The sequence below is a fragment of the Tumebacillus flagellatus genome (genome assembly GCF_000714935.1).
GTDB classification, from domain to species: Bacteria; Bacillota; Bacilli; order Tumebacillales; family Tumebacillaceae; genus Tumebacillus; species Tumebacillus flagellatus.
Genome location: NZ_JMIR01000004.1, coordinates 123736 through 135569, shown reverse-complemented (window position 1 = coordinate 135569; position 11834 = coordinate 123736). Strand labels below are relative to the sequence as shown.

At 58.1% G+C, this 11834-nt stretch carries 11 protein-coding genes and 1 pseudogene; 1 reads left to right on the top strand and 11 read right to left on the bottom strand.

Features of this window, described 5'->3' with window-relative positions; all coding sequences use genetic code 11:
- Nucleotides 1-195 precede the first annotated feature (195 nt).
- The 9 genes and pseudogenes from EL26_RS04695 to EL26_RS23455 all read right to left on the bottom strand — a co-directional run bounded on the left by EL26_RS04695 (nt 196) and on the right by EL26_RS23455 (nt 9433).
- Complete coding sequence (locus tag EL26_RS04695) at nt 196-2589, bottom strand: ATP-dependent helicase (RefSeq protein WP_038085047.1); 2394 nt, start codon at nt 2587-2589, stop codon at nt 196-198.
- Entirely contained in the window at nt 2558-2803 is a 246-nt protein-coding gene (locus tag EL26_RS24890; protein WP_152559174.1) for a hypothetical protein, read from the bottom strand. The genes EL26_RS04695 and EL26_RS24890 overlap by 32 nt, the downstream gene beginning before the upstream one ends.
- A gap of 28 nt (nt 2804-2831) precedes the next feature.
- A complete protein-coding gene (locus EL26_RS04690) occupies nt 2832-3881 on the bottom strand; it encodes a hypothetical protein (protein WP_038085045.1) in 1050 nt (349 codons plus the stop codon).
- Between the two features lie 70 nt (nt 3882-3951).
- Complete coding sequence (locus tag EL26_RS04685) at nt 3952-4419, bottom strand: SprT family protein (protein WP_038085043.1); 468 nt, start codon at nt 4417-4419, stop codon at nt 3952-3954.
- Complete coding sequence (locus tag EL26_RS04680; RefSeq protein ID WP_052035999.1) at nt 4416-4919, bottom strand: NUDIX hydrolase; 504 nt, start codon at nt 4917-4919, stop codon at nt 4416-4418. Before EL26_RS04680 ends, EL26_RS04685 begins: the two co-directional genes overlap by 4 nt.
- A 98-nt stretch (nt 4920-5017) precedes the next feature.
- Nucleotides 5018-6340: a hypothetical protein gene (locus EL26_RS04675; protein WP_152559173.1), complete on the bottom strand. Its 1323-nt coding sequence runs from the start codon at nt 6338-6340 to the stop codon at nt 5018-5020.
- Between the two features lie 71 nt (nt 6341-6411).
- Nucleotides 6412-6747, bottom strand: a complete 336-nt coding sequence (locus EL26_RS26650) for a methyl-accepting chemotaxis protein (protein WP_420802050.1) — start codon at nt 6745-6747, stop codon at nt 6412-6414.
- Between the two features lie 28 nt (nt 6748-6775).
- Nucleotides 6776-7480 (bottom strand): annotated as a pseudogene (locus EL26_RS26645) (methyl-accepting chemotaxis protein); the annotation flags it as partial.
- A 738-nt stretch (nt 7481-8218) separates the two neighbouring features.
- Entirely contained in the window at nt 8219-9433 is a 1215-nt protein-coding gene (locus EL26_RS23455) for a rhomboid family intramembrane serine protease (protein WP_052035997.1), read from the bottom strand.
- A gap of 41 nt (nt 9434-9474) precedes the next feature.
- Between EL26_RS23455 and EL26_RS04660 the strand changes: the two genes are divergently transcribed.
- On the top strand, nt 9475-10167 hold the full coding sequence (locus EL26_RS04660; RefSeq protein WP_038085040.1) for a metallophosphoesterase: 693 nt from the start codon (nt 9475-9477) through the stop codon (nt 10165-10167).
- A 24-nt stretch (nt 10168-10191) separates the two neighbouring features.
- Here EL26_RS04660 and EL26_RS04655 read toward each other — a convergent pair whose 3' ends face one another.
- Complete coding sequence (locus EL26_RS04655) at nt 10192-11145, bottom strand: NAD(P)H-dependent flavin oxidoreductase (RefSeq protein ID WP_038085038.1); 954 nt, start codon at nt 11143-11145, stop codon at nt 10192-10194.
- Nucleotides 11146-11232: 87 nt separating this feature from the next.
- Nucleotides 11233-11799: a GTP cyclohydrolase I FolE gene (gene folE, locus EL26_RS04650; protein ID WP_038085036.1), complete on the bottom strand. Its 567-nt coding sequence runs from the start codon at nt 11797-11799 to the stop codon at nt 11233-11235.
- Between the last annotated feature and the right edge of the window lie 35 nt (nt 11800-11834).

Below are 11834 nucleotides of genomic sequence, written 5' to 3'. Positions count from 1 at the left end.
TTCGGCAAGATGCTTCCGGCGGGGGCTCTCAGCCGCTGACCCCTGCTCTCTGATCGGTTTCTCCCGCGTACTCACTCCATCATCGCGTTGCCCAAAAGTATTGTTTATATTTATACATCCGAACGCAGGAGGCTGTCAAGAAAAAAACACCTCTGCCCGCACACTTTTCTCCAAGTGCGGACAGCGGTGTTTTTTCTACACGTTCACAGAAACGGTCAACAGGCCCAGAAACAGACTGAGTTCCAGGTGCACATCCAACGGCTTGTCCCGTCCGTCCATGCGCAGGGACACACGGCGGCCGCCGTCGCCGGAAACCGGCTTGATCGCTTCGACCACGCCCGCGCCCAAGTCGCGGTGTTGCAGGGTGTCGCCGACTGCAAGCGGCTGTTCTCCGTACTTCTCCAGCGCGGCTTTCATCCGATCCTGCGGCGAAACGGACATCACGCCGGAACCGCCGGCGCTTGCGCCAATCCCGTATCGCCCGCCAGACTGAACACCGCTTGCGCCTGCTCCAAATCTCCCGCCCAGCTGACTGCCTCCTGTACCATAAGAACCTCCAGCCGGACGACCGCCTGCGCCAACTCCGAATCTCCCGCCCAGCTGACTGCCTCCGTACGCCCCGACCGGCACGCCGTCGAGAAGCCCTGTGGACTTGATCTCCACGTGCTTCCCGCGCTGCACCAACCCCGTTTCATACAAAAACGGAGAGGGCTCCGTCCGGCTCCCGTGGTAACACTTCGGCGCCGACAACGTCAAAAACCGCTTCGCCCGCGTCATCCCGACATAGAGCAGACGGCGCTCTTCTTCCAGCGCGGCATCCCGCTTCTCCCCTTCGGCGTTCAGCGCTTTGGCGTGCGGCATCATGTCTTCCACCAGCCCGATGCAATAGACGTGCTCAAACTCCAACCCCTTGGCTTTGTGCATCGTCATCAACTGGATGCCCTCGCCCTTGTTGCGGTTTTTGCGAATCGTCTCGTTGACTTCCGCGACATGCTGCAAGAACTTCGGGATCGTCCCGTGCCCGATCACCGCTTGCTCCAATTCCTCCAGCGGTTCCGACGCCGCTTTCAGATCGTTGCCGGTCTTGGTCGTGTACTCTTCCAGATACTTATCGTACCCGATCTCCTTGCGAAGCGTCTGCAACGCCGACGCGGGCGACTGAAACTTCAACTTGTGCAAGTCCTTCGCCAACTGCTCGACTTTCTGCCGCTGGTACGGCTCCAAACCTGTCACCTGCTTCAACGCTTCCAGGTATGAGCAATTCTTCTCCCGACGAATGTGATGCACTTCTTCCACCCAACGCTCCGGATACAGATAGCGCTTCGGCCGGTTGATGATCTGCACCAACCCGTCCAGATCGTCCGGCTCCAGTGCCAACCGGAAGTACGTCAACACATCCCGCACCTGCCAACGGCGGTAGAAATCACCGTCCGCATCATGCAGCGTAAACGGCACGTTGCGCGCCACCAATCCGTCGATCATCGCCCGCACTTGGATGTTCGTCCGGTAGAGAATCGCAATCCCCTCCGGCTCCATCCCGTCGCGCAGCAACTGTTCGATCTGCGTCAACACCTGCTCCGCTTCGTCCCGCTCGCCTTCAGGCCGGATGACAACAGGACGGTCGCCTTCGCGCCCCGTGCCCTTGATGTGCTTGCTCTGGCGTTTGCGGTTGTGCAAAATCAAGCGCGACGCCGTGTCGATCACCGGGTCGGTCGAGCGGTAATTCGTCGCGAGAATCACTTTCGCCGCTCCGGGAAACGTCTCTTCAAACTCCAGCAAAAACTCCACCCGCGACCCTCGGAAGCGGTAGATCGACTGGTCATCGTCGCCGACGATGCAGAGATTCCCGTGCCCTGCCAACAGCTTGATCACTTCATACTGCGCGAGGTTCGTATCTTGAAACTCGTCGACGAGGATGTAGCGGAACTTGCGCCGGTAATACTCCAACGCCAGCGGATTGCCCGTCAGCATGTGATAGCACTCCACGAGGATGTCGTCGTAATCCCAGCGATCCATCCGCGCCTTGGCTTTCTCATAGCCCGCGAACAGGTCGCGGAATTTCTGGTTCTCCGGCTTCGTCGCTTTGATGCGCGCGGGGAGGATCAGGTTGTTTTTGCACAACCCGATCTTCTGCAGGGCGTCGGCGACTTCCTCGTCGTCGCCGTCCTCGCCCGCTTCCCGCAGAAGGTTGCGTATGATCTGCCGCTGCTCCGCGTCTTCCAGCAACTGCGGCATCCGGCCGCCGTTTTGCTGCAACAGCATCCGCAAAAACACCGAGTGAAACGTCCCGATCTCCGCCGCCCGCGCCACGCTTTCGCCGATGCCGGGCAACCGGCCGAGCCGCTCCTGCATCTCTTCGGCCGCCGCGCGGGTGAACGTGACGATCAAAAGCTGGTTCGCCGGAATCCGAGCCACTTGCATCATGTAAGCGGCGCGGCAGGTGAGCACCGTCGTCTTGCCGCTGCCTGGCCCCGCAAACACGACGAGAGGCCCCGCCGTATGGCGGACCGCCTCTCGTTGTTCCGGGTTGAGTCGTATGCCGTTGTCTGCGATCCCCTCAAAAAAGCCCGTCTCGCTCAAAATCAGCATTCTCTTCCCACTTTCGTATAAAATCCTGAAGTTCAGGAATCAAAACTTCCAATCGCCGCTTCTCGACCATCAGTCCTGCTATCGAGTCCAAGTCGGCCGCGTCGAAATGCGCCAGAACTTGTGCGGGCAATTGATTATACCGAATCTCCCAAGTTGAGACAACCGTCCGCAATCTCGAAAAACGCTCGTACAGGCTTTCCGGCTCTACGCGCATCGATCAAACGCTCGCGAAGGCAGAAATCTTACTCCGCTTGCTCTTCGCGCCATTTGGCAACCAGCGCGCTCAGGTCTTCCGCCAGCGCGCCGATGCGCTTGCGCTGTTGCATGAGGGACTCGATCCCTTTGAGGTCTTCGAGGTTGAACAGCGACAGCACTTCGTTCGGCAGTTCTTGATTGCGAGAAGTGAGTTGTTCAGCCGCTTGGGTCAGCTGTTGCAACACGACGTCGACCAGTTTGTCGGTCGGAACCGCCGGTTGCGTTTCGTCGGTGGTGGTTTCTACAGTGGTTTCTACAGTCGTTTCCAAGGCGTTCATCGAAGATTCCTCCGTTTCAAGGTCTGTTTCATGTTCGGTTACATGATCGGTTTCATGTTCGGTGTCAAGTTCAGTGTCCAAAGGTTGCGTTTCCGGTTCTGCTTCCGGTTGCGCCGGTGCAGCTTCCGTCAAAAGTTCAGCGGTCGCCGCCGCTTCCGGCTCGACCAGCAGACATTCCACGATTTCGCCCGCCACCGCAAAGCGCGGGTCCAATTCCGGACAGAAAATCCCGTCCGCGTTGACCAACTCAAGCAAATCGGTGCGTTGCGCCCGACGGGACCCCAACTCCACCATCAACTCGGCGACGGCATCGTGAATCAAGTCCCATTCGGTCAGCAGGTATTCCCCGCTCTCCAAACGGGCAAAGCGCGGATCGCTGTCCAAGTCCACCCGCGACATCAGCTCGCCGCGGTTGCGGCCGGTCGACTGCTGCAGATGGCGAAGAATCTCGCCCTGCTTCTCCGGTCGGCCCGACTCTTTCAAAAATTCATAGGCGCGCTCGCCAAGCTCATCCTCGGCCGCGTTGCGCAACTCATAACGCTCGTCCTCCAACTTGAGAAACGATCTGTTGCGCGATTGCAAAGCCGCACGGACGCGATCCGGGATGGAATCGAGGGATTTCTCCCCAAGGCCTGCCCATTGGCTTTGCACGGCATCGACCAACTCCGACTCGCTCATCGGACCTGCCGCGACGCGCAACACGCGTTTTAGAAACCCTTCCAGGCTGTAGCGAAACGTCCAAGCCCCTTGTTGCAACATGTTGCGTTCATCCCCTTCAAAAAACTGCTTCGCTCTATAAGATTCGACAGACGTGTGCATTTTCCTGTCGTCATTTGCCAACGTTGCCTGCCGCGACCAACTTTAATTTGCCGCGGCACTTGCCGCACCCGTACTTTTTCACATCGATCTGCCGTTTGCGCTCATAAGGTTGACCGCACGACACGCACGCGTACAGGTAGCGCGTCTTCACTTCCCGCCGTAGCCCCGTGTCCGGGCAATAGCGCGAACCGCCGACCTGCTCCAACAAGCGCTTAAAGTCGGCGTCTTGGTGCCGGTAGCCGCGCTTTTGCAAATGGAGATGATAGTGGCACAGTTCATGCTTGATCGTGCCGATCATCGACTCCAGCCCGTGCGCTTCGTAGTGGTGCGGGTTGATCTCGATGTCGTGCGTTCGGAGCAGATAGCGTCCGCCCGTCGTGCGCAACCGCCCATTCCAGCGCGCTTTGTGCCGAAACGGCCAGCCGAACGACTCGGCGGAAATGGTCTCGACGAGTTGCTGCAAGTCTTGCTCGGTCATGGCTTGGCTTCCTCATTGTCCTCCACATCGTAGTGGACGACGTGTTGGATGGTTTGCGGCAACTCCTTCAATCCGGCACGCAGGAAGGACGGATACACCCGTTCCCCTTCCAACCTGTCAATCGGGAACCACTTATAGAGCAGATGAACATCCGTCTCGATCCCGCGGTGCACCACGTCCTTGTTCAACAGCGGATGGTTCTCGTCCGTCAGGTGAAGCAAATAATAGAAAGCCGTCTCGTGATACGGCATCCCGTCGATTTCAAAAAAATTCTCCGACACCCACAGCATGCGGTCGACGCGCACTTCCACACCCAGTTCTTCCATGAACTCGCGCACGATCGTGACGTTTGACGGCTCCATGATCTCGATGCGTCCGCCCGGCAAACTCCAAAAATCATCTTTCTCCAAGCGGTGTAACAACACATATCCGTCGTGAACGACGATCCCGGTCGACCGATGATTAAACCGTCTGCCCCCAAGATCGAAATTGATCATCATCTCTGCGTCCTCCTCTCGTCCACAAACATACCCTTACGCTATCCAAATTCTATCAAGAAAGCAACTGTTTTCAGGCGACAGTTGTTTTTTTGCAAAAACTATTCTGCATCCGCATCCGCATCCGCTGGAGCTGGAGCGGGAAACTGATCGGGACGCAACGCCAGTGCCAAGGCAGGGTCTTGAGGCGCAATTGAATCAAGCTCAATGCTTACCGTCACATCATCGCTGTTCTCATCTTTCGTTTGAGTCATAGACCCTTGGAAAAACAACTTCCTCGCAGCCGCGTTCAGAGGTACATACTCCTCCGGTGAATCCGGCAGGTTGCTCAGCCGATCGATCAACAGCTCCAATTCCGGTTTCAATAACTCCTGCGTAACCGTCGTGAAGGGGTCATCTCTCCAAAACGTATTGATCGCTTTCACATCTCCGGCAAATCCTCGTACCGTATGGCGGTCATAGATGTGCTTCCATTGTTCAACGGGGATGTTGACCATGACCGTGACAGTCGAATCGTACGTCTCGATCTCGTTGCCGTTCTTGCGATAGCCTTTCAGGTCATACGTCCATTCAAACTCGCTCTCCGCCAAGTTTGCAGGGTAGGCCTGTTTCGCGGTTCCAAGATCGGCCGGCGCTGCATCCAACCAAGTCGCGGGCACTTTTTTGACATACTTGTCTCCGGCCGCATTTTGATACCAAGCGTTGAGGTTGAGTTTGGGCTCGGCTCCTTCCTCCATCGAGGTCAGATTTTTCTCGATCATGTCCAACAGCTCCGCCACGCGGCCGTCAAAATCTTCGTTGTAAGATTCCTCCTTCATCCCTTGCGATTGGTTAGGCAAGATCGTTTGCAATCGGACGAGGGCACGAGCGGCGTTGTCAATCGCTTCAAGCGCCGGTGTTCGCGCCGATCGGCTGACCACGTTGCCCGCCACCGCAACTTGCGGGTCGAACGTGTCTCCCTGATCGGCCACCCGATCCTTCGGGCCGGGCGTTAAGTTATTGGGCAGATTGAGGAGGCCCGTCTTGGACAGAACCCCCAAATGAGTTTTGAGCGTCTCGAAGGCCGTTTTGGTTTTCTCGTATAAGGTTGCTGACGGTTGAATGAGCGTCTCAATTTTCTTCAGCGTTTCGTAGAGATCTTTTAGCTGATTTTGCGATACGGAGTGGTCCAACTGTGCTTGCTTGCCGCCTGCCATCTCCGAATGGGCTGTCGTCAACCGCCCTTTGTTATGCTCGTTCTTCCAGTCGTTCCGTTGAATCGGGGCTTGCGATCTCAACAGTTGGGCGGTGAAACGGTTCCCTCGGAGCTGTTGCATTTGTAAGAGTCGAGATTGGAGCGCGGCACCCCCGCTTCTGGCAGACTGCTCGGGAGCAGACGGTGACTTTGTTTGCATCTTCCCGTTTGCTGAATGATCAAATACCATTAAAACCCCTCCTCAATCCGATTATAGACAAAAAGCCCCCTGCACGTCCACGCGGCCAGGGGGCTTTTTCGCTAAATTTTAAACTGTCCGATCACGTCTTGCAGCTCTTGCGCGGCGGTGGAAAGTTCCTGAATCGACGCCGTCATCTCTACCGTGCACGCCAACTGCCCTTCCGAGGAAGCCGCCACCTCGTTGGACGACTTCGACGTCGCGTTGGCGATGCGGGTCAACTCTTCGACCGACGACGTGATCTGCTGCGACGAGGCGCTGAGTTCCTGCGACGCCGCCGAGATGTCTTGAATCTGCCCCGCGACGGAGAGTGTGGCGTGCAGAATCTTCTGAAACTCCATGCCCGCCTCGTCCACCCGTTGCAAACCCGTTTGCACTTCTTCGTTGCTCGCTTGCATCGCAAGCACCGCTTTGCCCCGTGTCGCCGTGGATCTCCAGCACCAACTCGGCGATCTGCGTCGCCGATTCCTTCGACTGCTCCGCCAGTTTGCGCACCTCGTCGGCGACGATGGCAAATCCGCGTCCGTGCTCACCCGCCCGAGCCGCTTCAATGGCGGCGTTGAGCGCCAGCAAATTCGTGCGCGCCGCAATCGACGTGATCACTTCGACGATCTGACCGATTTCCTGCGAGCGGTCCGCCAACCGCTGGACGACTTGCTCCGACGCGTTCGTGCTCTCGTGAATCGACTTCATCTGGTTCACGACGCTTTGGATGACGACGTTGCCGTGTTCCGCCGCTTGCGACGTTTCCACAGACGCTTCTGTGACGCCCGCCGACGTTTCGGCGATGCGTTGGATGCCGTGCGCGACGTCTGTGAGCGAAGTCAAGCAATCTTCCGCTCCGAGCACTTGCGTTTGGGCGCCGCTCGCCAGCTCTTGCATCGTCGCCGTGACGTGCTCCGTCACCGTCATCACGTGCCCGGCGCTCGTCAGCAACACGTGCGTCGCGCTTTGCACCTGAGCCGCGGTGCCGTCCACCCGTTGAATCAACGTGCGCAAATTCTGCACCATCGCATTGATCGAGCGGGTCAAAATCGTCACTTCATCCCGGCTCTTGGCGCGGGTCGGAATCTCTTCGACGCTCAAGTCGCCCCCCGCCACGCGGTTCGCCAATTCCGTCAGGCGACCCATCGGGCGCAGGCGGTAGTGGATGATGCCAAACGCGAGGATGACTTCCACCGACACGGCGTACACTGCGATATGCAAAAACAGCACAACGAGGGAGCTTTTGTCTTGGATCGCTCTCCACTCGCGTTCGGCGCGTTCGTTCATTTTTTGATCGAACTTCTGAAGCGAGGAGTCGATCTCCAGTTTGGCGTTGTCGTACGTTTCGTTGAACAACAGTTGGCGGGCATTGACCATGTCGCCTGCGTTGACCGCTTCGATCGCCTCCCCTTCGATTTTGAACATGATGTCCGACTTCTGCTCGGCTTGTTCGACGAGTTCGAGTTCTGCCCCGGGGGTGTTCAGTTCTCGAAGGCGCTTGAGGACGCGCTCGCGGGTTTTCGTGCCGTTGATTTCCAGCCAGTAGTTGTTGTAGTGCTGTTTGTCCCCGCTTTGGACGTACATCCGCGCTTCGTTGCTCAACAGGTCGGTCGCTCCGGCGAGGTCGAGACCCAGCTGTTTCAATTCCATGCGCTGCTCGACGGCTGCTTGATTTTGGACGGCGTACTCGTTTTGCAGATACAAAAGGTACAACATGATCCCGACACACGTGAACACGAACACATTGATGATCACGATCAACCGGGTCAGTTTCGCAGTGCCCAACAACACGTTTCAGTCACCACCCTCAAAGAGATTAAGATAACTGAATATATACGACAAATGAAATTAAACCCCTTCTCCATTGAGCAGGGGTTTACCAGATTAGGATGTTTCTAAACCGAGTGTGAAGGTGATGACGACATACGCGAGAAACGCCGCGCCCCACTTCCAGTTGATTTTTTGCGAACGATAGCCCGGCACGCCGACCGCCATGCCGACGAGAAAGCCTCCCGCCAGCCCGCCGAGGTGGCCCCAGTAGTCGATGCGCGGGACGAGAAAGCTCATCACGAGGTTGATCGCCAGCATGTAATACACCGACGAGCCGATCGTCATCGAGAACGCTTTCTGATCATGCCGCCCAAACGCCAGCAGCGCCCCCATCAAGCCGAAAATCGCCCCGGACGCGCCGAGCGACGGGTTGTCGTTGAACGCAAACGACAGCAAGCAACCGGCGATGCCCGCCAGCAGGTAGACGGCGAGGTACCGCTTGCTGCCGTAGATGCGCTCCGCCACTTTGCCTAGCACCCAAAGGCTCCACATGTTGAAGAAGATATGCGACACCTCATAATGAAAAAACACCGGTGTCAACAAGCGGTAGAACTCGCCCTGCCGGATCAACTCCGGCACCATCAAACCTCTGTACAGGAATTCCTGCGACGCATCCATCCGCGCGATCAAAAAAATCAACACGGTCAGCGCGAGCAACGCGTACGTCACCGTGGTCTTGGCGCTGTGGTTCATCTTGGACTCGATGCGCTCCACCCGGCGGTTCGAGAGTTCGACCAGTTGCGCCTCCCACTGCTCCTTGCTGCGGTAGAGCAGTTCGTCCGGGTAGTTCGCGTTCGGATAATGGGCGACGAGGTCGCGCAACGGCTCCACGGAGATCCCCTTGACGGCGGGGCCGGTCGGCCATTCGCCCAGCACGCCGCGCGAGAGGTCGACGGCGACGGCTGCCGCGCCGATCGTTTTCAGATAGCCCAGGTAGCGGGTGGCGGCTGTGATGGCGCGCAAGTTTTCTTCGGAGCGCCACTGGGAGAAGATAAAGACGGTCAGGCTGTATGTATTTTGCGAGCGTTGGTGCTCGCCGAAGTTTTTCGCTTCCCGCTCCGTGAACGCTTGGATCTGCTCCACCGTCAAGCCGTCCGCCGGAACCAGTTGGATCACTTGGAGCGATTGAAATTTCCTGCGCATCAACAGCAACGAGGGCCTGCCTTGCCCCTCGGCCTGTTCCTGTGGCAAAATGGTAAAGTCATCATGCGCGATCAAACTCTGCGCCATTCCATAGAGGAAGGTGCTCAAACGCTGTTGTTCGCTCACCGAACTCCTCCCCCCCTTTTTTGAAAGGATGTGTATACAGCTTGAATATCTTCGCCATCGGGGACTTGCACCTGTCGTTTGCAAACCCTAAGCCGATGGACATCTTCGGCGACAACTGGGCGGACCATCCCGAGAAGATTCGCGCCAACTGGGAGCGCCTGGTCACTTCGGACGACCTCGTGCTGCTGCCCGGCGATATCTCGTGGGCGATGTCGATCGAGGAAGCCAAGCTTGACCTCGACTACATCGCGTCTCTGCCCGGCCGCAAACTGATGATTCGCGGCAACCACGATTATTGGTGGTCGACCGTCTCCAAAGTCCGCAAAGCGCTGGACCCGTCGATTCAAGTGCTGCAAAACGACTCGATCACCATCGGCGACATCACGTTCGCCGCCACACGCGGTTGGGACTGCCCCGGCGCCTACTCGTTTGACGAGCATGACCGCACCGTCTACGAGCGCGAAGTGGGCCGGCTGAAACTGTCGCTCGACCATGCGATGAAGCACGGCGCGACACGCATCTGGGTGATGCTGCACTACCCGCCGACCAACGAAAAGCACCAAGAAACCGGGTTCCTCGATGTCCTGCGCCAATACCCTGTCGAGAAAGTCGTCTACGGCCATCTGCACGGCTCGGAGGGACACAAAGGCGCGTTGGAAGGCATGCACGACGGAATCGAATACCGACTGGTCGCTTGCGATTATCTTGATTTTGCCCCGCTGAAACTCACCTGAGTCCGCGGGGCTTTCTTTCGTTTTTTAGAGCGTCGGCAGGTTTTGCAAGGTGCGGCGGGCTTCTTCGACCATCGAGGAAATCACGTCCTCCACGGTCGGGATCGAATGGATCAAGCCGACGCCTTGACCACCGTACGCAAAGCCGTGCTGCAGGTCGCCTTGGAGCGCGCCGATGCTGTTTTTCTCGCCCTTGATAAACGGGTAGAGTTCGTCCGGCGACGGTTGGGTGCGCTCGAACGCCAGCACTTCCGCCACATACGGCGATTTCAGCACGCGGGTGACGCGGCCGACACTGCGCTCAATCATCGTGGTGTCTTCGGCGCGGGCGGCGACCAGCGCTTGTTTGTACTGCTCGTGCGCGGGCGACTCCACGGTCGCCGCCAAACGGGTGCCCAGTTGCACGCCCGCGGCGCCAAGCGCGAGCGCTGCGGCGAGACCTCGTCCGTCCGCAACGCCTCCCGCCGCGATGACCGGCACGTTGACGGCGCTTGCCGCCTGCGGAATCAACGCGAACGTCGTCACTTCCGACGGGCCGTTGTGACCGCCTGCTTCAAAACCTTCCGCGATCAAGATGTCCGCTCCGGCGGCTTCCGCTTTTTGCGCGTGCATCGCCGTGGAGATCACAACCATCACCGGAAGACCCGCTTCTTGGAAGACGGGAATGAACGGGCGCGGGTTGCCCGCCGAAATCGAGACGGCGCGCAGGTGTTGCTTGTATTTCAAAATCATCTCCACCCGTTCGCGCGGGTCGCTGTGCTCGCCGATCGGCAAATTGACGCCAACCGGTTTGTTCGTGCTCTCGATGGCGATCTGAATCTGCTTCTCAAAGTCTTGAAGCGTTCGTCCCGCCGAACCGACTTGGCCGAACGCGCCTGCGTTGGAAACGGCAGCGGCGAGCCGCCCGTCTCCTATGTACGCCATACCGCCTTCGATGATCGGGAACTCCACCCCGAGCAACTCCAGCAATCGTTGTTTCATCTCCATCAACCTCCTCTATCCAATCGTACCATATCCCAAACAAAAAAGGACGCCCTGCGCGGGCGTCCCTTCGTCATTTGTCATTGATTACCCGCGCATCAGAGAGAACACTTCGGCGCGTGCTTGCGGATCTTCGTGATAGAGACCGCGAACGGCGGTGGTGATCGTCGACGCGCCCGGCTTCTTCACGCCGCGCATCGTCATGCACATGTGCTCTGCTTCCACGATGACTGCCACGCCGTGCGGCTGGATTTTGTTGACGAGCGTGTCGGCGATCGTCGCGGTGATGCGCTCTTGAAGCTGCGGTTGGCGAGCGACCGTTTCCACGACGCGCGCGAGCTTGGAGAGGCCGGTGACACGCCCGCCGCGCGGGATGTAGGCGACGTGCGCTTTGCCGTAGAACGGCACGAGATGATGTTCGCACATCGAGAAGAACGGAATGTCTTTCACGATGACGACCTCTTCGTGCATTTCGTTAAACAGCGCGGTGAGTTCGTCCTCCGGGTTCTTGCCGAGCCCCTCGAACACTTCCGCGTACATCTTCGCCACACGCTTCGGCGTATCGAGCAAGCCTTCGCGGTTCGGGTCTTCCCCGACCGCTGCCAGAATCATACGCACAGCTTCCTCTATTTGACCGAGATTGACTTCCTTCATCTGTTGAAAACCTCCTATCGAAAATCTGACCTGAA